Annotated in this window: 26 protein-coding genes; 16 read left to right on the top strand and 10 right to left on the bottom strand. The window is 43.7% G+C overall.

The features are described from left to right. Positions 1-219 precede the first annotated feature (219 nt). Positions 220-609 (bottom strand): DUF4168 domain-containing protein, encoded by a 390-nt coding sequence (locus C8R11_RS01510; protein WP_107794147.1) that lies wholly within the window; start codon positions 607-609, stop codon positions 220-222. A 361-nt stretch (positions 610-970) separates the two neighbouring features. On the opposite strand from C8R11_RS01510, the gene C8R11_RS01505 reads away from it, so the two are divergent. Together C8R11_RS01505 and C8R11_RS01500 are read left to right on the top strand one after the other, a co-directional pair. After that, on the top strand, positions 971-1507 hold the full coding sequence (locus C8R11_RS01505) for a DUF924 family protein (protein ID WP_107794146.1): 537 nt from the start codon (positions 971-973) through the stop codon (positions 1505-1507). Between the two features lie 559 nt (positions 1508-2066). Further along, complete coding sequence (locus C8R11_RS01500) at positions 2067-2579, top strand: hypothetical protein (protein ID WP_107794145.1); 513 nt, start codon at positions 2067-2069, stop codon at positions 2577-2579. Between the two features lie 118 nt (positions 2580-2697). Here C8R11_RS01500 and C8R11_RS01495 read toward each other — a convergent pair whose 3' ends face one another. Both C8R11_RS01495 and C8R11_RS01485 read right to left on the bottom strand, forming a co-directional pair. Beyond that, a complete protein-coding gene (locus tag C8R11_RS01495) occupies positions 2698-3621 on the bottom strand; it encodes a carotenoid biosynthesis protein (RefSeq protein ID WP_181258123.1) in 924 nt (307 codons plus the stop codon). Positions 3622-4494: 873 nt separating this feature from the next. Then, positions 4495-5250: a DUF1194 domain-containing protein gene (locus C8R11_RS01485; protein WP_107794142.1), complete on the bottom strand. Its 756-nt coding sequence runs from the start codon at positions 5248-5250 to the stop codon at positions 4495-4497. A gap of 833 nt (positions 5251-6083) precedes the next feature. Here C8R11_RS01485 and C8R11_RS01475 point away from each other — a divergent pair. The 3 genes from C8R11_RS01475 (at position 6084) to C8R11_RS01465 (ending at position 9647) form a co-directional block, all read left to right on the top strand. Further along, entirely contained in the window at positions 6084-6698 is a 615-nt protein-coding gene (locus C8R11_RS01475) for a hypothetical protein (protein WP_107794188.1), read from the top strand. A gap of 292 nt (positions 6699-6990) precedes the next feature. Beyond that, entirely contained in the window at positions 6991-8103 is a 1113-nt protein-coding gene (gene corA / locus C8R11_RS01470; protein ID WP_107794140.1) for a magnesium/cobalt transporter CorA, read from the top strand. Between the two features lie 404 nt (positions 8104-8507). Then, entirely contained in the window at positions 8508-9647 is a 1140-nt protein-coding gene (locus C8R11_RS01465; protein ID WP_107794139.1) for a GGDEF domain-containing protein, read from the top strand. 2 nt (positions 9648-9649) lie between these two features. On the opposite strand, the gene C8R11_RS01460 is transcribed toward C8R11_RS01465, so the two are convergent. After that, positions 9650-10021, bottom strand: a complete 372-nt coding sequence (locus C8R11_RS01460) for a thiol-disulfide oxidoreductase DCC family protein (RefSeq protein ID WP_090698578.1) — start codon at positions 10019-10021, stop codon at positions 9650-9652. A gap of 118 nt (positions 10022-10139) precedes the next feature. Then, entirely contained in the window at positions 10140-10586 is a 447-nt protein-coding gene (locus tag C8R11_RS01455) for a GNAT family N-acetyltransferase (RefSeq protein WP_244907508.1), read from the bottom strand. A gap of 272 nt (positions 10587-10858) precedes the next feature. Between C8R11_RS01455 and C8R11_RS01450 the strand changes: the two genes are divergently transcribed. The 7 genes from C8R11_RS01450 to C8R11_RS01420 all read left to right on the top strand — a co-directional run bounded on the left by C8R11_RS01450 (position 10859) and on the right by C8R11_RS01420 (position 17316). Next, the gene (locus C8R11_RS01450; RefSeq protein WP_107794137.1) at positions 10859-12496 is read left to right on the top strand and encodes a metallophosphoesterase family protein; all 1638 of its coding nucleotides are present in this window, start codon (positions 10859-10861) and stop codon (positions 12494-12496) included. A 721-nt stretch (positions 12497-13217) separates the two neighbouring features. Further along, complete coding sequence (locus C8R11_RS01445; protein ID WP_107794136.1) at positions 13218-14318, top strand: D-alanine--D-alanine ligase family protein; 1101 nt, start codon at positions 13218-13220, stop codon at positions 14316-14318. Beyond that, positions 14315-14773: a GNAT family N-acetyltransferase gene (locus tag C8R11_RS01440; protein ID WP_107794135.1), complete on the top strand. Its 459-nt coding sequence runs from the start codon at positions 14315-14317 to the stop codon at positions 14771-14773. The genes C8R11_RS01445 and C8R11_RS01440 overlap by 4 nt, the downstream gene beginning before the upstream one ends. Positions 14774-14907: 134 nt before the next feature. Further along, positions 14908-15744: a diaminopimelate epimerase gene (gene dapF / locus C8R11_RS01435; RefSeq protein WP_107794134.1), complete on the top strand. Its 837-nt coding sequence runs from the start codon at positions 14908-14910 to the stop codon at positions 15742-15744. 159 nt (positions 15745-15903) lie between these two features. Beyond that, the gene (locus tag C8R11_RS01430) at positions 15904-16176 is read left to right on the top strand and encodes a hypothetical protein (RefSeq protein WP_090698593.1); all 273 of its coding nucleotides are present in this window, start codon (positions 15904-15906) and stop codon (positions 16174-16176) included. 205 nt (positions 16177-16381) lie between these two features. Continuing rightward, complete coding sequence (locus C8R11_RS01425; RefSeq protein WP_107794133.1) at positions 16382-16963, top strand: RNA polymerase sigma factor; 582 nt, start codon at positions 16382-16384, stop codon at positions 16961-16963. Continuing rightward, a complete protein-coding gene (locus tag C8R11_RS01420; RefSeq protein ID WP_181258122.1) occupies positions 16960-17316 on the top strand; it encodes a DUF3619 family protein in 357 nt (118 codons plus the stop codon). Before C8R11_RS01425 ends, C8R11_RS01420 begins: the two co-directional genes overlap by 4 nt. A gap of 81 nt (positions 17317-17397) precedes the next feature. Here the strand turns inward: C8R11_RS01420 and C8R11_RS01415 are convergent, their stop codons facing one another. The 5 genes from C8R11_RS01415 to C8R11_RS01395 all read right to left on the bottom strand — a co-directional run bounded on the left by C8R11_RS01415 (position 17398) and on the right by C8R11_RS01395 (position 20465). After that, complete coding sequence (locus C8R11_RS01415; protein ID WP_107794131.1) at positions 17398-17841, bottom strand: DUF1841 family protein; 444 nt, start codon at positions 17839-17841, stop codon at positions 17398-17400. Positions 17842-17865: 24 nt separating this feature from the next. Continuing rightward, positions 17866-18498, bottom strand: coding sequence for an endonuclease III (gene nth / locus C8R11_RS01410; RefSeq protein ID WP_107794130.1), 633 nt, complete (start codon positions 18496-18498; stop codon positions 17866-17868). A gap of 30 nt (positions 18499-18528) precedes the next feature. Continuing rightward, positions 18529-19179, bottom strand: a complete 651-nt coding sequence (rsxB, locus tag C8R11_RS01405; protein WP_107794129.1) for an electron transport complex subunit RsxB — start codon at positions 19177-19179, stop codon at positions 18529-18531. A gap of 91 nt (positions 19180-19270) precedes the next feature. Continuing rightward, entirely contained in the window at positions 19271-19693 is a 423-nt protein-coding gene (locus C8R11_RS01400) for a hypothetical protein (RefSeq protein ID WP_090698605.1), read from the bottom strand. A 511-nt stretch (positions 19694-20204) separates the two neighbouring features. Continuing rightward, a complete protein-coding gene (locus C8R11_RS01395) occupies positions 20205-20465 on the bottom strand; it encodes a hypothetical protein (protein WP_146159041.1) in 261 nt (86 codons plus the stop codon). A gap of 451 nt (positions 20466-20916) precedes the next feature. On the opposite strand from C8R11_RS01395, the gene C8R11_RS01390 reads away from it, so the two are divergent. From C8R11_RS01390 to nuoE, 4 genes are read left to right on the top strand one after another with little or no spacing between them, the layout of a single operon-like run. Continuing rightward, complete coding sequence (locus C8R11_RS01390) at positions 20917-21303, top strand: NADH-quinone oxidoreductase subunit A (protein WP_219908516.1); 387 nt, start codon at positions 20917-20919, stop codon at positions 21301-21303. After that, complete coding sequence (locus C8R11_RS01385) at positions 21270-21767, top strand: NADH-quinone oxidoreductase subunit B (protein ID WP_244907507.1); 498 nt, start codon at positions 21270-21272, stop codon at positions 21765-21767. The genes C8R11_RS01390 and C8R11_RS01385 overlap by 34 nt, the downstream gene beginning before the upstream one ends. Positions 21768-21770: 3 nt before the next feature. Beyond that, positions 21771-23483 (top strand): NADH dehydrogenase (quinone) subunit D, encoded by a 1713-nt coding sequence (gene nuoD / locus C8R11_RS01380; RefSeq protein ID WP_107794125.1) that lies wholly within the window; start codon positions 21771-21773, stop codon positions 23481-23483. Positions 23484-23496: 13 nt separating this feature from the next. Beyond that, positions 23497-23973: an NADH-quinone oxidoreductase subunit NuoE gene (gene nuoE / locus C8R11_RS01375; RefSeq protein WP_107794124.1), complete on the top strand. Its 477-nt coding sequence runs from the start codon at positions 23497-23499 to the stop codon at positions 23971-23973. The last annotated feature ends 4 nt before the right edge of the window (positions 23974-23977 follow it).

Below are 23977 nucleotides of genomic sequence, written 5' to 3'. Positions count from 1 at the left end.
CGCCACGCCCACGGAAACCACAAAACACCCTCGGTTCAGCAGACCCAAACAAACCAGACGATGAACAGGACGCAATCCGTTTCCTAGCATCGCTCTCCAGTCAGCCCGGACAATCCCATGCTGATGTGACTCAGTTATCGAACAGTGTAACCACTTTAAAAAAATGAAACTGTTCGATAATTTATAACTGTATCAGGTTAAATTGTAACTATTTCAGTTTTATTGCTGCGCTTCCTGCTGGAACAGGTCTGATGCGATTGTTTGGACTTTCTCCTGTAATTGAGTATCAGATTGGATAGTCTGTCCCATTGCATTGTACTTATCCGCCGTCAATCCGGTCTGCTCAAGTACCAGCAGCATCTGCTGATTGGTCGTTTCCATAACTTCCCGCTTCTGCTGATCAGACTCCATAGATTGTATCTGAGCGACAGCCTGTTGTTGCAGTTGATAAAGCCCGGCGTTTGCAATAATAAAAGACTTGAGTTCTTCATTACTGTATGTAACCTCAGCACCTTCGGTCTTCATCTGATCCTTGGCAAAAACCGGCGTCAGACAAAAAATACCTAATATAAAAGCCACAACTATACTGATAGTCCACTTGTTATGCATGCATAACTCCTTTGATTTATTGAAAATTAACGAGCCTGCCAACGGGCAGATTTGCCAGCCCGAGGGCTTGCTCCGTGGTCACCCTAACAGATAATCTGGTCGTATTCAAACGAACCTTTCGAAAAATTCACGTTCATTGTTTACAGATTAGCATCCCATTAACTTTGTAATAACCGATTCAAGCAACTTGTTCATATTACTGGCCGGGTAATGGTGGTTAGCATAATTTTGCATCGAAAACCACATTGCTGTAAGTTGTGAATATACCCAAAACTTGTAGTCATTAAATAAAATGTAAGACCAGATTCTCAGGTATCGGAATCGATACCGATTCTCAATATTCAGTCCATGAAAATCAATAATGTGCGATGAAGTATTAAAATTCTGGTTTGAAGAAATTGCTCCTGCCAAGTGGTGGTCGGCGCAGCAAGGGGTTGATGAATTGATCAACAAACGATTCCTGGAGTTGCATCAACGCGCTTCGCAGGGAGAGCTATATACCTGGAGAAACAAATCAAAAGGCCGGCTTGCCGAGATCATTGTTCTCGATCAATTTTCCCGCAATATTTATCGAAATACGCCTTGCGCATTCGCGCAAGACCCGATGTCGCTTGTCCTTGCACAAGAAGCAGTGGCGGCCAGTGTGCATTATTCACTATCACCCATCGAATGCAGCTTCCTGTTGATGCCTTACATGCACAGCGAATCCAGACAGATTCACATTCAGGCGGAGGCGCTCTATCGCACTTTTGCGCCACAAAAAGGTTATACATTCGAACTTCGCCACAAGGCGATCATTGATCGTTTTGGACGGTATCCACATAGAAATAAAATTCTTGGTCGCGTATCAACAGCTGAAGAGAATGTCTTTCTGGCGCAGCCTGGTTCCAGTTTCTGAACGTTGAAATCAGTTTTTTAACCATCAAATGGTCCAAGCAGTCTTGCTCTGTTTCAATTACGCTCTGAAAACTTTTTCCTGATTGCAAACGGGCGCATCGCTGAAGCATAAAAAACCATACCGGCATCATGTTTCATGTTTCATGTTTCATGTTTCATGTTTCATGTTTCATGTTTTTTTGAGGATAGATCGCTCTGCACCTTCTGCTTGATCGGTGTGCGCACTTCGGAACACACAAACAATCCGTCAGTGCTGGAATCTGGCTGAAATCATGCGCGGTTGTAGCTGTACCCATCAACCAGGCGTTGCCACCGCGGCAGTTAAGGAACGTAAAGGCGGTTTTCTCTCAAGGATATCAAAGGAAACAGGCCTTGTATTGCCGGAATCACTTTGGTAATAAATTGCATCCGGTTGCCTGTATTAATTAAAATCTGTTAATCCAATTTACGAGATCATGATCTTACGCCGTTTAATGCAGCGCGCGTTGAACAGCCTTAAATCATGACCTTTTACCGGAATACCGCATTTCTCACCAGACTGAAGAAAGGAAAAGGAAATCATGGATCCAAACGAAATCAAAGACTGGTTGATTCCCATCGCATCATTTGTTGGCATTATTTCGACTTCAGCAGGTGTATGGCTTGCACTTAAGGAATACAGACTAAAACTGAAGGCAGAGCAGCGTCTGGCGGAGAGTGCCCGGGCAGAAACCGATATCCGTCTATTTACTCATTTTACAGATATTCTTGAGGTCGCCACTGGAAGAAGAAGAGATCCGGTATATTCCAAGGAAGTAGCAGAAAAGGTTTTAAAAACATTGCGCATTGAACCTGACGATGAAAATTTCGATTATCGCGCGCTGCGGGAAAAAATCGCAAAAGCGGCACTGCTCCAGTCATGGGTCGGTAATTCGTCTTCTGATGCGGCTTTTGCCTCTATCACAACCTTGGCCCAAAGACACAAAGTTCTGGTTCCTTCAACCATTCAAGCTTTAGAGTCATTTTCTGACTGGAAGCCGGAATTGGCAAATAAATATATCAAAATATTGAAGAATTTAAAGACTGACACCTGACAATTATCTTAAACAAAGCTTACACGCAATGGACATCAACATGTGCAGGTCCAATTCACACAGCGTAATCCGGCGAATGCTATTCATCAACCTCAACTGACGGATTCACTACAGGATTCTAGACACGCCAACGCGACTTCAATTCGATACTGGGATATTCTTTCAACCACGCTGCCAGTTGTTCGTGCGGGGGTTGGCTATCGCGTCGCACCAAGTGCGTCCAGGCAAGTACGGCAATCGGTGCAATAATAAAAGTGCCTGCCAGAAACAGTTTCCGTGTCTCCGCAACAAAGCTCTCACGCTCGGCGGCGGTTACATGTTCAAGGTCGTATCCCCAGCCCAGCCATGCTGTGACTCCCAACGCGAAGACAGCAATACCGAACCAGAACAGCGGCGCAAATAACCCCTTACCGGGTATATACCGCAATTGCAGTGGCCTGTTTCCAGACAATTCACATCTGTTCAGCGCTGCATCCACCCGTTGGTTGATGAAAATGATCGTCCATCCGACGATGAACCAGCCGGCATAGTTGGCCAGCGTAATATCAAAATGCCAGCCAGGCGCGGGATAATGATAGATGTCCCCCAGAAACCAGTGTTTGCCGAGATGCGCGACAGGGTCAATGATTAGATCCAGTACCATCATGAAAAAAGCGCCAACGAACAGTACAGAGGTGCTGTTACGAAGATTACGAGTCGTCACGCGCTGCACGTTCCAGCCGCAACGCCAATGCGCAGACAGGAAAAACTGGGCAAACGTGAAGCTCACGTAACTCAAGAAAACAAATGAAAGCGAATCGAAAAAAGGAACGCCGAAAACAACCAGATCACGCGCCAGCACTTCGTAATGGTATGCGTAGTAACCAAACGGAATACCATGATTGATACTTCCCCACTCGGCAGCTAGCGCAACCAGACAGCCTGTCAACAACCAGATGCCGGTTCGCAGTCCGCCCTGCTCAAGCCAGCTCATAGTCAGAAATGCCAACAGAAAAAGGGTTACATAGGGGCGAAACGTGAAGCTGTAAAAAAGCTCGAACATGGATATATTATTTATTATTAGTTCATAGACGCATTCAACCGAATGCAACGGCATTGATAAAGGCGCCGACATCGGCGTGACAATATATGACGCAAGATAAACCGGAAATTGATGGCAGGATATTACCTGTGATTAGACTAAACTGCGCATTAACGTCGGGTTAAAAACAGGCTTCTGCAATTGAACGTCATTTTCTAGTCATGTTGCGCTTCTACTATGCACGTGTTGATATTCATGTGCACAGAAGAAAGTCTAACAGAAGAATGCAAAAAATACTGACATACACAACCACTCTTGCCATGCGTGCTTCAACCACTTCGGCCGCATGCCTGCCTTGCATCTGTCGCGCAACCCAGTTCCGTTTCGCTCAGAGAGCTGATTATTGAGAATTTTCCTGATTTTTATGCGAAAGCGCCAGTTGTGCACACTAATGATTCTTTTGCCGAGTGGCACTGGCAGCAGTTTATCCTAATGGAACAGCAGAGCGAGACAATTTCTGATTCCCTTTTTGATTCCTGACGATATGCACGTGACCCTGATCGAACAAACGAACCACAAATTTTCTTAACCGGAAAACCTATATACTATCGAAACCAAACTTGCCAGAACCTCCAGCCTGCGTTTACCGTAAGACAACAACAGCCTGTCAACACCACCGAAATCAGAAAAGGCTCATTTGCGGTTATAGCTGCGCCTGCCCGGAAAATAAGGCAAAAAACAAATACCGTGAAAAAGATAATTGCTTATAAAATTTTGGGGCGGCATAATTATCTACTAATCATTATGCTGCCCCAACGTTACAAAACTACAACGTGTGATGTGCCGGGATTCATATGTCTATCCCTGCACACATACTGTCAAGCTAATAATAGGTTAGTGTGCTCCACCACGACGGCGTAAACCTGCTATTGTAACCAAACCCATCACTACAAGCGCCAGAGAAGCGGGTTCAGGTACTTGATTTGGATTTTGTGTTTCTATACGCAATTTTTGCTTAACACCATTCTCGAAATCAGCAAAATCGGTGGCATGTATAGAAAAACCATTACTGGTTATTACATTGTTATTATAAAAAGTATTAATGGAACTTGATCCAATTGTAATACCGTTAACAGTCACACCAGCCGCTTGAGCTGCATCGCGTGCGGCCTGAGTAGGAGATGTGCTTGAGGTACCATCTCCCGAGACATCCATAATCAGATTAGTACTTTCAAAGCCGTTGTCTGCAAGCAAAGTGGCTAACGACTTATTCATACCAGATGAAATGACTGTTCCACCACTGCCTGGCCGAGTAAAATTGTCAAGGATGTCGGCAAATGCATTGATGCTAGCAGCAGAGTTCAACAATGTATAAGAATCAAGACTGGTCGTGTAAGCACTAGAATCAAAAAATATTGCATTGACAGCAATTGCACCATTCGTGCCGCCATTCAGAATGTTATTTTGAACAGTCGAATCACGAAATGCATTTGCATAACCATCCATCATCAGGTTGTATTCACTGCTACTTACACTACCTGAAACATCAATTACCAACGACAATTCCGAATCAACAAGTACGGCTGAAGCAAATGTCGAACTCATCAGTAATGGAATTGCTGCCAGGGCACTTTTCGTTGTTATTTTCATAATATGTATCCTCTTTTTTTAGTTTTAAAAATCCATACTTCATTATTACAAAGTATATTCAGGACATAAGCAAAAACCATGCCATAATTATTTTTACCAAACAATCAAATAGATAAGCTGAGCATCAATTGACTTTAAACGCAGGGTGTCAAATATGCCGACGTTTGCACATAAAGAAAAGAAATAATGAACTGCCCTTGAACTGTACCGTTAAGCAGTAAATTTTCTCGCTTCTATTGCTTGAACATCAATAGTTGTTCCGGTCAGCAGTACTTTTTGCACGAAACGGTTATGTCATTTTGGAATGGAAAATGAATATCAATGAGAAGTGATGCTGACACCAGGCACCGATTCGCAGTCTTTTTTGCTCAAGCCAGCGCATAGTCAGAAATGCCAGCAGAAAAAAAGTTACATAGGAACGAAACGTGAAGCTAAAAAAAATCTAACCTGGATATATTATTTTTTATTGGTTCAGAGACACATTCAACCGAATACAGCCATGCTGACAAAGATGACGAAAGCGGCATGACAACATATGACGCAACACAAACGGAAACTGATGACAGCCCATTATCTGTTATTAGACTAAACTTTTTGTTAACAATAAGTTATAAATAGATTTTTGCAATCAGTCATGGTTCTATAGTAATGTTGCCCATTTACTGTCCACTCGTCGATTTCATGCACACAGAAGAAAGCCGAAAATACTGGTATACAGAGATTGTAACGACCACTCTTATTATTGCGTACCTCAATCACTTCCATTTCGGCCGTATGCCTGCATTACATTTGACGCATAACCCTATTCAATAATATTCAGAGAGGTGATTATTGTGAGTTTTCCTGATTTTTATGCAAAAGCGCCGGTTGTGCGCACTTATGATTCCTTTGCCGCCACGCTGGGCGCCGCCCGTGACGGTCTGCTTGATTACCATTATGAGGATGCCGTACGATTGGCCGGACATTCTTGTCCTACCGTTGCCGGTGCATTTCTGATCGGCCGCGCGGCGCTGGCGGCACTTTATCCTGACGAACCGGCCGAACGCGGCAATATTTCCGTGCATATGCCTGCACCAGAAGATGAGGGCACGACCGGCGTCATGGCTCAGGTATTGACGCTGCTGACCGGTGCAGCCGCAAGTAATGGATTTCAGGGTATCCGCGGCCGCTTTAAACGCAAGGGACTGCTTAGTTTTGCGAATGATCGTCAGGGCGAAGCCATTGTCTTCAAACGACTTGATACCGGTGCCACTGTCTCAGTGACGCTCGATGTTTCCCTGATACCGGTCGATCCGGCTCAGGGGGAACGTTTGATGGCGATCCTGCAAAATTGTGCCGATGCCTCACAACAGACTGCCTTCGCCGATGCCTGGCAGGAACGTGTACGCCGGCTGCTGCTGGAGTTTGCCGACGATCAGCGCGTAATACGTGTCACACCTCTGCACTGAGCAGGTTATTTTATATATGCCATACGGAACATGACAAATTGTATCGTCGTTGCGAGAAACATTCATCATGCACGATGTGATTTGGACTGTTCCTTATATCCTTCATCCTATGATTCTTGTTACTTCATTCAGCAGAATGACCAGTGTCAGTATGAACAAGCGAAAGTGCATGGCATCTTCCGCTTTCCGTACCGATCTGTATCGCACGGTCAGATTGAGCTGGAGTGAATTTCGCCATTCATGTAGTTATATAGATTGATCAAATCACTGAAACGCTCATAGGGCAATTATCATGAATTTCAAGTATCCGGTATGGCACCGCCTGCACAAGCAGACAAACAAAACAGTTTTGCGCAGCGCTGCGGATAAATCCGGATTACCGGCAGGCTCACTGGTGCATATCGGCAAAAAACACGAGACTGCATGCCGCATATCGATCACGCAATACAACGAGGATACGTTGAAGCAGTGTGAAATCAAATCGATATCGGAATTACAGCAATTGCAAGATAATAAGTCGATTATCTGGGTTAATATTGACGGATTAAGTGACACCAGCATCGTTGAACACATTGGTGCTGAACTCAATATTCATCCCCTGGTACTGGAAGATATTTTAAGCACACATCAGCGGCCCAAACTGGAAGAATATGAAGATTATATTTATCTGGTTATCAAAAGCATCAGCGCACAATACAACGGCAATCTTGATTTACGATATGAACAGATCAGTATTTTATTACTCGCAAATTATGTCATTACTTTCAAGGAAAAAGCCGATGAGATTTTCAAACCTGTTTACTACCGCATGCAGAATCGTAAGGATCGTCTGCGGCAAAGTGGCAGTGATTACTTAGCGTATGTATTGCTCGATACCATTGTGGATGAATATTTTGTGGTTGAAGATTGCTTGGATGACATTATCGATCCACTGGAAGACAGTTTACTATCCAATCCAACCAAAGAAATGCTGCATACCATACAACTGCTTCGTCGCAATCTGATTGCCATGAAGCGCAGCATTTCTCCGCTACGCGAACTGCTGACGACAATACAACATGCCAATACTGCCCTGCTGCATGAAAAAACACTACGTTATTACGGCGATGTGCATGATCATGTGCTGCGTGTAACCGATTCACTTGATTCCTACCGGGAAAGAATTGCCTCCATCCAGGATATTTACCTCTCCAGTATCAGCAATAAATTGAATGAAACCATGAAGATTCTGACTATTTTTGCGTCCATTTTCATACCGCTCACATTCATCGCCGGTATATACGGGATGAATTTTGAGCATATGCCGGAATTGAAATGGCGCTGGGCCTATCCTGCTTTATGGATCATTTTTATTGCTATCGGCATTGGCTTATTGATTTATTTTAGGAAGAAAAAATGGCTGTAGTTCTTCAAGCCTGATGGCAGTCGGGTATCAGCAAGTGAAAGCGTATAGCATCTTACATAATCACAAAAATATCTATACCAGCAGAATTTCACAAGAATCAACTTGCAAAACTCCCGGCGGCCAAATCTCCCTCTACACCTGCAGTAAATCTGTAGGCCGTAATTCCCTCGTTCAAATTAAAGTCGATAGATATTAATTTCTCTGCAAGTGCGTTGCTATTTCAAAACATGCGCATGAATGGACGCTGTTTTATTTTCACATATACCCACAATATATGTAGGTATATTATCAGGACACGCATAAATAAGAATGATAAGATATGCCCTTTCATTAAACACAGCTTTTCTGTATGGTAAAAATCTGTTGTTTCCGATCACTTCAAGTGTCTATTTAATAATAATAATATGCCTCAGAATAAATTCGAAGTATTTCCATGGAATAAAAATTTTGAAATAGGCATTGAAGTAATCGATGAACAACACAAAATGCTCATTTCATTGTTAAATGAACTGGCCTCGACAATTACGCGAGACAACCCGATTGAAATTAATCATGTTTTTAGTGAATTGGCAAAATATGCTGAATATCATTTTCAAATGGAAGAGGCGATCTGGGTAGACTACTTTGGGGATGATTCGTGGCTGTCGTCCCACCAGCTCAGTCACTCATTTTTTTTACCCAAAGTGATCGAAATCAAAGAGCAGGAAACCAATAAATCACAGACAGAAATCATTGAATGCATCATATTGTTCCTCATTCGTTGGCTGGCATTCCATATTATGGATAATGATAAACGCATGGCACTGTGCATTGAAAATATTCACAAAGGGATGCCGCTTGAAGAAGCCAAGATTGCCGCCGACAAAAAAATGAACGGCTCAATCAGAATTCTGATCGAAACCGTAATGGAGATGTATGACAGTTTATCCACCCGGACACTGGCGCTCATCCGTGAAAGTCACGCGCGGCAGAAAATTGAAAAGAAGCTGCACAAAACCAATAAGCAATTGCGAAAAGCTAATTTACGATTGGAGTCGCTCTCCATTACCGATCAGTTGACGGATCTGTATAATCGCCGACATTTTAACAGTATATTTATGCGCGAACTCAAGCGGGCAAGACGGGAAAAATTACCTTTAGCACTTATCTTCATCGACATCGATTTTTTTAAACAAATCAATGATAATTACGGACATAGCGAAGGCGACCACATATTGATCAGGATAAGCCAGCAATTAAAAATAATTTGTCAGCGCCCCGGTGATTATGCCTTTCGGCTTGGCGGTGAAGAATTTGGTATTATTTCGTCCAACCTGGACATACACGGCACTGCAGAATTTGCTGAAATTATCAGAAAAGAAATTGAGGGCCTGCATATTCCGAATAAATACAGCAGTGTCTCACCATATTTGACGGTCACCGTTGGTACAGTCACCAGGATACCTGATGAAATCGATACCATAGACAGCTATATGTCTGCTGCAGATAAACATCTTTATGAAGCAAAGGAATCTGGACGCAACCGGATTATCACCACAAAATAAGTTTACATACGTCCAGTTCTTTTCAGGCGTTTTCTGACCATCCGTCGGTAAAGAGTCGACAACATTGGCCGTATCAGCGGCAAACTGATCAACCAGGCCAGCGGTTTGAGTCGCGGTACCCGTTGCATCAACAGTATATAGGCATCCAGTTCTGACACGACCCGCTGATGCTCATCACGCACATGCAATTCGGTCATCGCTTTATGGGGATCAATTCCGATTCCACGCAATTGCGTATCTTGTCCGGTAATATCAAACCAGCATACATCCTCCCCTGCTTTACCGGCCATTTTTTCATAACTGTCCCGGTCCTTTACACAACTGGGACAGGCGCCATCATAATAAACAGTAATTTTCCTGTTGCTTTGATCCATATGCGCTCTCCCTGAAAATAACTGATGAAACGATGAAGTAATATTCTTGGAAAAATTGGAGCTGAAGCTGACTCCTTAAAATTTTTTCAACAAACTGTTAATGCCAGCCGATGCAGGGCTAACTCAATTCCATCACGTTGTGATGCGCTGCACTGCTGATTTGTCGGAACCCCAGTTTTTGATACAACCGATACGCGCCCTGGTTGGCGTGTAATACGCGCAGACGCAACGGCAAACTCAGTTTTCGTGCGCGCAGGATGAGCTGCACAATAACTTCTGTGCCGATACCCTGGTTTTGATATTGCGGATGTATTTGAATTTCATCCAGCCACAAATAATCATTTTTACTATCGATAATAAACATACCCACAGAATTGCCTTGCTTCATAATGATATCGATTTTCTTTGTCTCCCAGGCTTCAAGAAACAATCCAAGTTCTTCATCATCATCCCAGTATCCAAATTCTTTTATAATCAATTCACGATAGACGGTATGATGAAGGTCTAGCAGCCAGTCGTAATCAGAATGTTCAACAGGTCGAATCCGAACGGTCATAGAAATCATGCTAATTGTCAATAATACTGGCACGAACAAGCTGTTGAAAATTTTTCTGCATCACATCACAGTATCAAAAATTATTGATCGTACTATCTGCATCGGTATCGGATTAAACACTTAACACCTGTTTCCCGAAAGCTGGTAAATTCTAAAAGATTGCATGAAAAAGAAAAAACCACCAGGTTACGCTGTTCAGAAAGGCATTCATTTTCAAATGATACACGTACTTTCCGGATATTTTAAACGTATTTGGCATAAGCATAAAAGGAGCATATACGATGAATTCCAGTCAGACTGATCAAAAGCAACAAACCGGACTCATAGATAAAATGTGTAAAACCATAGGTCTTGGCAAAGTTGAACGACGTACACTTGAAGTCAATGAACCGCCTGAGGACAGAGGCAATCGCCTGTGCGTCAGTGTTAGCGATATTCATTTAACAGATGGCACGGTTGGATTCCAGAACTTAAATGATGCGATCTGGAATTCCTTTTACGACACCATAAAGCAGCGCTGCATTCGATATGCCATTAACGAGCTTGTCTTTGTGCTGGACGGCGATGTCGTCGATATGATCCGCAGCAGTAAATGGGCAGCGCATGAGCCGCCTATCTATCCATGGGAACGGAATAGAAAAGAAGAATTTTCCGCTGTCGTCAATGCCATTATTCAAGATATCGTAGAAAATCAGCATGCATACTTTTTCCAATGGCTGCGTGAACTGGAAAGCAAACTCAGACAGGAAAACCAACTCAGCAATATCTCGGCCAGAATAGTGATCACGATCGGCAATCATGACAAGGAGCTGTTTTGTGATCCAAAAGCATTAAAGTATTTTTACGAACAAGGACTGGGGCGCAATGTCAGTCAAATTCCAGAAGAAGAACGCAGAATGCTGGGTCGCATGTACGGTGACGAAATCATGTTTCTAGATCCAGATCAAGCACCGTATCTACCTTTTTACTATGGTGATACCGGTTTTCGGTTTTTTACCACGCATGGACAATGGCGTGATGAAGCAAACAGTCGCCGTATCAAAGCAGAAAAAGGCCGACCCGGCTGGAAAGTTGCCAACGGCTGGCAAATTGAAACCTGGCAGCAATTGAAATTTTCACCTTTTTTCGAACCTTGTTTCGGTGACTCGGTTGCCGCCGGGGTATTGTCAACCTTTATATATAAAGCCAAGAAAAAACTGGATGACGCCAATTGCAATGACCCGCGCCTAGACAGTATTCTCGATGAACTGGATCTTTACCGTCCGACTTACGCCGCTGTCAATAGGGTACTGGAAGAAGCAGCGAAAATGCGCGAGCAGAACAAGGATCAAAAAATTATCGACATCATTGAAGACACACTATATGAATGCATTCTTGAATGGCTCAGCTGGGACTTTACTTACCAGTCTTCTCCGGCGCTGCGCAGAAAAGGGCTCAAGCTTGCCAAGCGTATTTTGGAAATCATGAAATCAATTGGCCATGGACTAGAAATTAAATCAATTGCTGCTCTGATGCGTATTCTGGCATTTTTCGACAGAATGCAACAACCCAGTGTCAAGCTGTCGGTGATGAAAACATTCCCCAGTTTTTTGCCCATATATCGTCACTACAATTTCCAGATTCACGGTGAAGGGCATACCCACAAACCGTTGCAGGAAGAACCTAATCTGAACACTGAGTACCCGGTAACCTATATCAATTTCGGTACCTGGCGGGATCAGATTGTTTCCAGAAAAAAGACCGGCTATCGCCGCCGCGGTGTTTTGCGCAGCTTATTTATTCTGGACATTATCAACTATAACGAAAAAACAAAAAGTGCGATGCCGCGCACTTTTGACTATTTTGTTGAAGATACCGTCAACTGGAGTGATGCCAAGGATGCGCTGGATGTAACCGGACATATTGCTCCCAGACTTTGATTATCAATGGCACTGCGCCTGAAAAAAACAGTCGCAGTGCGTCCCCAGAAACTAGCCATATGGCATAAAGTTAATACCGGCCTGCAATTCACTACACTGTCCAGATTAAAATACTCTGTTTACACCAGACACCAGAGCTGATTTTTTACGTTAACAATCAATTTATACCAAAACAAATGGCAGGGATATCAATATCACCAAAGATTTGACTGCACCTGTTAACAACCACCTCTCCCGCCGTGTGGCATCTGATCGCCGGCTACGAATCATTCTGAACTACCAGCCAATCAATCAATATCAGCCTAAAGCTGCACATAAACACTAAGAAATTTTCCACAAATAGACAATAGTTATAAGGAACAATTGCTTAGCCAGTAGTTTCTAAACGAAAATTCTTCATTGAATCAGCATTACTACACCATCAAAGAAGTTCACACTACTGTCGTTAACAATTTTATTTTTTTATGTAAACCGATTGAACAACGCAACGTTAATGTAGCGTTACCATTCTGCCTCGAAGATATGTGGTGCTCTAAAAATTTTACAGAAATGATTCCAACCTATGAAACCCCTTCTTATGTCTAACTTTATAAATTAATATCAATGTTGAGCATGATCATGTGTTTTGTTAATCGGCCGATGGAGGTTCTTTCTGAATATTTATTGACTTGACCCGGTTCACCTGAAAGACAGGTTTAATTTTATCAACTTTGCCTCAACCATGAAAAAACTCAATATTGCTTATACTTGTAACGTTAGAAAACCGGGTATGGAAGATGAACGATATGGTGAATTTGAAAGTCCTGCCACCATTGAAGCCGTGACGGCCGCACTGGAACGTACCGGCGCACATGTTGAACTGATTGATGTAGGTCCCGACATTTATTTTCAACTCGAAAAACGCAGGCATCGCATTGACCTTGTGTTTAATAATGCCGAAGGTCTCGATGAAAAGGAATTACGTGAAGCCATAGTTCCATTCTTTTGCGAACACCTGCATATTCCGTATACAGGCAGTAGTCCAAAGACATTTATCAACAAAATGGACAAAGCAACAGCAAAAAAAATCGTCGCGTATGATGCTGTGCCGACTGCGCGATTTCAACTTATGAAACCAGGAGAAAAGCTTAAGGATTTGTCCTTTCCCCTGATGGTAAAACCCTGCAGTGAAGGAACAAGCATTGGTATCAGTCAGAAAAGTAAAGTAAACGACACGCTGGAATTGAATGAAGTCGTTGAGTCGATCTACACACAGTTCAATCAGCCTGCACTGGTCGAAGAATTTTTACCTGGAAATGAATATACGGTAGGTCTTATCGGGAACCATATGCTACCGATCTTAGAGATTGACTTTGCCAAGATTCCAGGGCAACCACAAGTACGTGATCCACATGTAAAAGATATTGAGAACCCTTATATTTCGCATCTTGACTGGACTGACAGAGCAAAACAATTTGCTAAGTTTGCAATTGCAGCACATGAAGCGCTGGAAGTACGTGATTATAACCGCATGGATTTTCGTGAACGGGATAACCAACTCTATTTTCTTGAAGCCAATGTCATTCCCGGCATCCATCCAACAGAAGCTGATCTTACCAACATGTGCCGCCATGCAGGTATCAAACATGATGACATGGTTGCACTGATCGTAAATGCAGCAGCACAACGACTCACCAAGTCATATCCGACAAGATTCGCTGACAAGACCGAATTACTTGAGAATCTGGCAAATTCTGTGATTAATAATGTTGCGAAAGCTGGCACGATCATCTACCAGGACCGGACGTATACACTTTTAGGCAAACGGGCAGGAGAACAATGAAAACCGTAATCGTGCCTATCTCAGAAAACGTTTACCCAGACCTTGTGAAGATCGCCCTACAGGACATTGGTGCCATGTACCAATCTGACATCAATGATGAACTTGAGGATATCAAGCGCGGCAAGTGTTTTGGTATCTGTGTGATGCACAACGAACATCCTGTTGGCTATGTGATTGTTAAAAAAACGGTTGATACCTACCACTTACTTACCATCGCTGTAGACAAAAATCATCGCGGCCAAGGATATGGCTCACTACTGCTGGATGGCATCTTTGTCGAACTCGAGAAACAAGGAGGAAGAATCCTGAATGTAACTACAGATGCTGATGCAAACGAGAGCTTGAGCTTCTACCTCAAGAATGGATTTGTACTTACAGGTATTGTTCAGGATGAATTTATTTCAGGCGTGGCGCAGGCGCATCTGACAAGACGGATGGGTTATAAACCTTACTGAATATTTAAATAATGATCACTTCAGGATCTTCTTCGGAAAACCCGCCTAAATTTGAACTACCCATAATTAGAAATATTTATACCCCGGTCAATTTGTAGCCAATTTTTTATTCCAGCGCATGAGGCGATAAGACAATGAGAATCAAAGCAACGAAGATGGATGGATGCGGTAATTCTTTCTTGGTGGTCGATGAAATGAGAACACCTCTTGCGGGATTTGACCGAGCGCAGATTGCAAATGCATTAGCGACGCAGCATGATACCGATGGCATTCTCTATGTAGATAGACAGCAGGATTTTCCTACAATGCGGATTTTTGATAGTGACGGCACCGAAGAAACCATGTGCGGCAATGGATTACGATGTGCAACGCGCTATTTCCGTGATGCCTATATTCCCACCGACAGGTTTTCAATCTTGACCGGTGACGGCAAAAAGGATGTGTTTGTGCACGATGGTCTTGTTGAAGTAAATCTGGGAGAGGCACGCAGTTACCAACAGATTGATCAACATCTGCACTTCGTCTTTACCGGTGTCCCCCATGTCGTTGTTATCGGTTCCAGCCTTGATGAAGAAACCGCAAGAGCTGTGGGCAGATCCTTACGGGAAGAAAAATCCTTATGTGAATTCCTCGGTCATCCGGAAGGCGTTAACGTGAATTTTATCTGGCGCGATGAAGAAAGTATTTCTGTACGTACTTATGAAGTAGGTGTTGAGAATATCACCCAAAGCTGCGGAACCGGCAGTGCGGCAAGTGCTTTTGTTGCATCCCGTGTTTTCGGAACAGCGTTTCCGATCATCACACATTCACTGGGAGGTAGGCTTGAAATCAAAGACAATGACGGACATTTATCAATCAGCGGTCTGACGCGCTATCAGGGTAAGGTTATCGGATTTGTTAATACACTTCACCCGAAATCTGTATCACCTACCTTTCATTGGCCGCGAGACTATGCATGGTTAAGCATGTAAAAAATGTATGCCTCACATTAAACTGAACTAACGTTGCCACGGAAAATTACTATATCGCAAAATTGACTGAGAGAAAGCGTACTGAGCATTTACACGGCTAGCAATGTAAATGCACTTCCGAGCTTTAAAATGAGTTATCACCATATGCAGGATTTTGACATGGAATTTTCAGTTACGAAGTTTTTACTAATCATGATGGCAATGGCACTTGCAGATGTTTTCTGGACTCTTTATTTTATTGATGTAGAAGGAAGAAAAGCACACCCTGCATCGCTTTGGTCAGCGATGATAATTCTGGTTACTTCATTCACTGTGACTAATTATGTAGAAAATCAGATATATATATTTGCTGCCTTTATTGGTGCCTACCTGGGAACATACCTGACAATTAAATGGAAACGAAGAATCGAAAGCGGGGAAGAAAATTTCTGACAATAATTCGAGCATTCAATGCTCTCATATTTAGATGAAGCTGTTCCGAACATTTCAGACTAGATGAAACTAATCTCTTGTGCACAAAAATCCTGCAGATTCAAGCCCCGAGACAATCAAATGATGCACTCTTTGAATACGAATCTGCAGGATCATAAAATTTGCCACTATGTCGCCGGTTTATTTAATTTAAAGGCTAATTTACTTGGCTACAAGATCTGAATTTTCTGATTTTCTAGAGAAAGTTGAATTGCGCGCTTTCAAACAGGCCTTATTTGCTGTACGTGATGAACAGGATGCATTGGACATTGTACAGGATTCAATGATGAAGTTAACCAGCAAGTATGCCGACAAGCCTCCTGATGAGCTTCCTCCGCTATTCCAACGAATATTACAAAATACCATTCACGATCACTACCGGCGCCAAAAAACGCGTTCTTTATTTAGTTCACTGCTTTCCACATTTGCACCACAACGAATCCAAAACGAGAAAGAAATTTACGATTATGAATTTTCGGAAATATTACCCTCTCCAAGCGATCAGAGTTATGGTAAAAATCCAAATTTAGTACTAGAGCAGTCGCAATTAATTAAAATTATTGAGAAAGCGCTGGAAGCTTTACCTGCACGTCAACGGGAAGCCTTTTTATTACGTTATTGGGAAGGAATGGATGTAAGCGAAACCTCCAAAGTCATGGGATGTTCAGAAGGAAGTGTAAAAACACACTGCTCACGCGCAGCGAATACACTTGCTATACTTCTGAAAGAAAAAGGAATCACATTATGAATCACGATGATCAGATAAGTAAGACAATAGTCAGGTTATTGAATCAAGACTTGAAAAATATCAACCAAAACACTGCAACAAAACTGCAAACCGCACGTAGCGCTGCTTTGGAAAAACTAGAATCATCGAAAAATTTCATCCATACCGGAAAAAATATTGCAGCGCATGAAGGCATCTCATGGCACAAGAACACATCCTTATTGCTTTTTTCTTTGATTTTGTTATTCCTGATGTGGTTAAGTTTCTCATGGCAAGTTAATCATGATAACAGCGAGACTACAACTACCGAAACACGATTAGTTGACGATGACCTGACAGATGACACTTTTCTGGACGATGAATTTGATGAATAGTCTGGTATTTTTCGTCCGCCCCAAATCTGGAATATTGTTCTGCTTTTTAAATATGTCGTTTTGAGCGTTCAATGCGATTTTCTATTTTTTCACCGGCTTTATTAACTGTTTATCTAGACAATCAAAGTAAATAATTGCATCCGGTGCAGTCTGATTACGTTGCGCCTGCCACAGCATCTCGGCCAGACATTCCATCACCCGATGGGTTGCCTCGTGCTCGCTGCCTGTCTGTTGTTGTAATCGCAAGAAACGCTCGCAGATACCGATCGGTTGATCAATGGACAACTGCTCTTTAATCGCAACATGCATACTCATGTGCAAAAATGGATTGGTATCGCCCATTTCCGGAAGATAATCTTGATCGCGGTAACGCACTTCATTCTCAAGGATGCTGTGGTACTCAGGATGCAACAGGATCACTTCCAAAGCAATTTGTTCAATTCCCGTCAATACTTCTTTGCGGCGATATTTACCCCAGGTATCAAAGAATAATTGGCGTGCCTGATCTCTGGTTGGTTTGAACATATCATCAAAAGCTTAAATTATTAATTAAATCGTTTTGTCCTTGAATTCGCACAAATGCGCAATAATGCACTTGGCACATTCCGGTTTTCTGGCCTTGCAGATGTAGCGTCCATGCAAAATCAACCAGTGATGGGCATCATGCCTGTATTCTTTAGGTACCACCTTAAGCAACTTTCGTTCGACTTCCAGCACATTCTTACCGGGCGCAAGCCCCGTGCGGTTTGCGACACGAAAAATATGTGTATCGACTGCAATCGTAGGTTCCCCAAATGCGGTATTCAAGATAACATTTGCAGTTTTGCGGCCGACACCCGGCAATTTTTCCAGCTGCGCCCGTGTACGCGGCACTTCGCCGTCATATTGTTGAATCAAAAGTTGACAAGTTGCAAGAATATTTTTAGCTTTGGTTTTGTAGAGTCCAATACTTTTAATACAGTCGAGCAGCCTTGCCGCGCCTAACTCAAACAATTGTTGCGCTGTATTGGCTTGCGGAAACAGCTTTCGTGTGGCCAGATTGACACTTTTGTCAGTAGCCTGCGCGGAAAGAATTACCGCTATCAATAACTCAAAAGGCGTTTGATACTCCAGTTCCGTAGTAGGGTGTGGATTCGCAGATTTCAGGCATACAAAAATCTCGTGTCGCTTGACTGAATTCATACAATTACCTGCAATTGACTCAAATCAAGATTATTTATTCGCCTGCGCACGCATGGCAGCAGCGCGTTTAAGCGCCGCTTGCACAATGGCATGCTTACGTTCTTCATTTGGAAGTAGCGGGCCATCCGACCTGGACGGGGCTTCCAGAATGGTTTTTTCTTTTACACTGACTTTCTTCCGTCCAACCCTTTTCTGCCTGAATTGATAGCGCATACGCGCCCGATCAGCTCTCTTGCTGTATTCTTCAGTGGCATATTCAGATTGCTCGCTGACAGAGACCATACTAATACAATCCATTGGGCAAGGCGCGACGCATAACTCACAGCCGGTACATTCATCAGCGATCACAGTATGCATAAGCTTTGCAGCTCCGACTATGGCATCCACAGGACAAGACTGAATACAGAAGGTACAGCCGATACAAAGATTCTCATCAATCACTGCAACCGCCCTGGGTTTCGGCAAGCCGTGACTTGTATTTAACGGTTTGGGGTCGATATCCAACAACGCGGCAATTTTCTGTATTCCACTGGCGTCACCTGGCGGACATTGATTAATATCTGCGCGTCCTTCCACAATTGCAGTTGCGTAAGGTTCGCAACCATCAAACCCGCATTGACCACATTGCGTTTGTGGCAATACAGCGTCAATCTTTTTTATGAGTGCTTTGTCAAACTTCAAACAATAACCTGTTTATTTTTAATAAAAATTTAAAATTTATGGATATAAGTAATGGTGGACTCAAATAGCAACAGAGATTATCTTAAATGAATCAGCTTGACGGTCGAAAGCTGGTTACACCGTAATAGGCAGCAACAATAGTGGTTAAGAAACCACCTATCCATATCAGTAATTCCTTAATCTCACTGATACTTGCCATGATACCTTTACATGTTTTTTCTACCACGCACACACTTATCCCGTCATGCACTGCACCAAAAATCAAGAAAATCATGAACACGATTATAGCTATCAATGAAAGATAAGCCATGCGCCTGCGATTATTAAACCGGGAGACCGAGAAATCAAATAACCACGCCTTGGTATTGCTATCAATATCAGGATCTGCGGCAATTTCCATTAATATTCGCAACGGATCTCTCGCACTCTCGGGCGATTCCTTCTTGGTCAGGGGCGGAAAGGAAATTTTACCTTTCGTTGAATCTTTATTATTTTCAGTTGATTCATTGTTCATATGTACATCACCTTTTTTTACAGATCTCTACTTTCATTGGACAGCTGAACTATATCGAGTTTTGCATCAATAGAAAAGCTGCTTTCAATTCAGCACAGTCATTCAGTAAAATGTCCGTAACTCATATAAGCATTACCTGACAAATAAAAAATGTTTGTCGAAATTTCATCACGGAAGCTGAATTATTATAATTCGCCCGATTTAAATACTCATCAATGTTCCTGTGTGTTGTTGACTATGGAGTCCACAGGATTAAGCTGCCGGTATTCACTTGCACAATACTGACTTCGACGGATACGAGCGCAGAATCAGCCCCGCAGATGAATGTCTATCCGCTGTTGACCGAAATAATGCTTGTATAACCAGTTTCCTGGCAATATTCTCACTCATCGCAACCCTCCAGTCTACCACCAAATAAATCCTTTATTTCGGCCAGATTCAACCAGCCTTCAGCAGTAGCACTATAAGTAAGATCGCTTACCCGCGCTTTGTCAGGCGCGCTAACAGCAATTTACCGATTCAAAACAGTGGGAGCGACTGGCAAAGATTCTCTGGAATCAGTCGTCATTTTGAATTTTTGCATCTGTTTACAACGCAAAACCAGTTTCTCTCGTAATGTTCGCACGCCACGGTCTGTCAAATCACTATGCAGGCGCTTTACTCTATAGGTTTCCCGGATACACTGATGCGCAGCCGGCATTTCTATTTCAAGTCGTCCTTTCTCACGTTCCTGTTCACACTTTCGGCCGAAATATCCATGCGTGAAAGCCACTCTCTGAAACATCAAATACCCGACACATGAAAGTTGCCGGATAAGTTTGTCGCATAGAATCAACTATCCCGTATTTCACCGTAATTCCTTCACAAGAAGGACCGCACACTTTTTCATGAAGTCCCGATCCATCTTGGCTTCTGCCAATTCGCGTTTGACTCTCGAAAACTCAAATTCAAGTCCGACAAACAATTGGCTTTAGTTCTATACTAACGCAACAGCAATGGTAAAACATCCAAAATAAGCGACTCATAATCTGTAAGGCATACCAATAATTCACTTACTTGACAATTGATTCAACTTACCGTAGCTTCTGTGAATAAAAGCTTTTTTCCAGACTCTGCTACGTTTCCAGCTGCTTTTATGTTTACTGTTTGCAGAAATCAATGGAAAAGAATGCAGCAGATACAAATAGTTCTAAGACCCGTTCATAAAGCCATGGGGAATGCAAATGCAAAACCTGGAACCTGCTGTTGTTATCGGCCTTTTTGCACTGCTTATATTGTCTGCACTGTTGGGCTTGCTTTGGTTGTCCCGATGGCTGGGCGGCTACCGGTCACAGTGGGATAAAGAACAGCCTTATGAATGCGGCATTCCTCCAACAGGTGACGCGCGTGCGCGTATGCCGGTGCGTTTTTATATAGTTGCCGTCTCTTTTCTGGTGTTTGATATTGAAGCGGTCTTTCTTTTTATCTGGGCTGTAGCATATTGGGAACTGGGTGCCAGAGGTGTGGTTGGCGCTTGCATTTTTATCGCGATCCTGCTGCTTGGTTTAATTTATGAATGGCGCAAAGGAGGTTTGGCATGGGCCCCAGACAAAATAACCAAGGACCTTTGACAGCCGTTTTCGGCAAACTGGAAGAGGTCGTGTCCTGGGGACGGAAGTACTCCCTATGGCCGTTCAATTTTGGACTTTCCTGCTGTTTTGTTGAAATGATGGCAACTTTTACGCCGCGCCACGATATAGCCCGTTTCGGTGCCGAAGTCATGCGCGGCACGCCGCGCCAGTCTGATCTATTAATCATTTCTGGTACCGTATTCATCAAAATGACACCCATGATCCTGCGTCTCTATCATCAAATGCTCGAACCCAAGTGGGTTATTTCCATGGGTTCTTGTGCCAATTCCGGCGGCATGTATGATATCTACAGCGTGGTACAGGGAATCGACCAGATTCTTCCAGTGGATGTTTATGTACCGGGCTGCCCGCCGCGGCCAGAAGCATTGTTAGAGGGATTGGTCTTACTTCAAGAATCAATTGGTAATGAGCGTCGCCCACTAGGCCTGAAAGTCGGAGAGTAACTGATGACTGACGGCAAAATGACGCTAAGCACGCAATTAGAAACACGTTTTAACGCCACTCCCTGCGAGCTGTCGCATGATAGGGTCAAAACCCTTTCAGTACCGCTTGAACGCGTTACTGAAACGCTCGAATTTCTCAAATACGAGGCAACACCCCACTTTGAAATGCTTTTTGATCTGTCTGCCATAGACGAAACAGAGAGAAACGGCGGACTGACCGTGTTCTATCAGTTGTTATCCTTGTCAGGCAACGCCGATTTGCGCATCAAAGTCAATTTACCTGCGAAAAACCCGGTACTGCCCAGCATCTGTTCTGTCTGGCGAGCCGCGAACTGGTACGAACGCGAACTCTACGACATGTTCGGGATTCACGTAGACAATCACCCTAATTTAGTACGCATACTCATGCCTGAATACTGGGAAGGTCACCCTCTGCGCAAAGAGCACCCTAATCGCGCCACCGATATGCCACCCTACCAGCTACCTGAGGCACATTATCGTGAAATTATGGAAAGTTACCGTGCCGAAGATTATCGCGAACCGATGGATGACACTGAAGAGTTGACGCTCAATATCGGCCCCACGCATCCCGGCACGCATGGTTTACTTCGTCTGGTGGTAAGGCTGAAAGGAGAGGAAATTCGTGATGTTCGTCCCGATATTGGATTTCATCACCGCGGTGCAGAAAAGATGGCTGAACGTCAAACTTTTCACAGTTACATACCCTACACTGATCGTATAGACTATCTGTCCGGCGTACAAAATGAACTCCCTTACTTACTGGCAGTGGAACAGCTCGCCGGTATAACAGTACCGGAACGTGCTCAAGTAATCCGTGTGATGCTCTGTGAATTATTCCGTATTTCCAGTCACCTGGTCTGGCTAGCTAGTTACTCACATGATCTGGGCGCGTTGGCGCCTCCATTCTATGCATTTCGGGATCGCGAATATCTGTTCGACGCAGTAGAATTGATTACTGGCGGACGTATGCATCCAGCTTTTTTTCGTATCGGCGGCGTGGCTATGGATTTGCCCGAGGGCTGGCACGAAGCGATACAGGCATTTCTAAAACGCATGCCAGCTGCAATAGACGAATACCAAGCGTTGCTTACACATAACCCTATAATGCGTGGCCGTACCCGTGGCATTGGTATCCTGTCAGTTACGGAAGCAATCGACTGGGGCGTCAGCGGACCCAATCTTAGAGCCTGCGGCCTTGCGTGGGATTTGCGCAAGTGTCGTCCCTATAGTGGTTATGAACAATATGATTTCGAGATACCTACCGCCATTGAGGGCGACTCTCTGGCCCGTGCCGAAGTACGCCTGGAAGAAATCCGTCAAAGCTTGCGTATCGTCGAACAGGCCATACAAAACATGCCAAATGGCGCTGTACTTTCCGACCAGGCGCGCTACGCTTTTGCGCGCAAGGAAGCAACGCTGCAAGATATTGAAACACTGATTCACCATTTCATCACTGTCGGGCAGGGAATGACTTTTCCGTCTGGAGAAAGCCTATTTATCACCGAAGCACCCAAAGGAATGAACGGCTATTTTGTCGTCAGCAACGGCACAGAACATCCTTACCGTCTGCGTATTCGCACACCTTCATTCCCGCATATGCAAGCTCTTGCACCACTGGCTACCGGGCACCTTTTAGCAGACCTGATTGCTATTCTCGGATCCATAGACTATATCCTCGCCGACATTGATCGTTAAAGGAAACGCTGATATGAACACGTTTGAAGTCCTGCAAAAAAATCTAGCTCACCTGTCACGTACTCATCCAAGAAGACGAGCGGCGGCGGTGCCGGCCATGCAGAACCTGCAGGCCGAACTTGGCTATCTTGACGACATGGCAATTACAAAACTCGCTCAGATCACCGGCTTGTCAACAACCGAATTAGAAGAACTGGCCACCTTTTACAGCCTGATCTACCGTCGCCCTCCCGGTCGTCACGTTGTTCAAATCTGCGACAGCGTATGCTGCAACATGCGCGGAGCCGATCAATTATTGGAGTCAGCTGAAAAATATCTTCACAGACCTTTAGGCGCGATTACACCGAATGGCGCCCTTAGCGTGTTACCAAGTATTTGCCTGGGTCTCTGCGATAAGGCACCTGCGGCGCTTGTTGACGGAGAAGCACTGGGGCCATTGAATAATGCCTCTCTGGAAGCATTGCTTCAGCGCTTACAAAAAGGAGATTAGTATA

The sequence above is a fragment of the Nitrosomonas aestuarii genome (genome assembly GCF_003046585.1).
Lineage (GTDB): Bacteria > Pseudomonadota > Gammaproteobacteria > Burkholderiales > Nitrosomonadaceae > Nitrosomonas > Nitrosomonas aestuarii.
The sequence above is the reverse complement of the archived record's forward strand: the minus strand, read 5'-3'. Positions and strand labels throughout refer to the sequence as shown.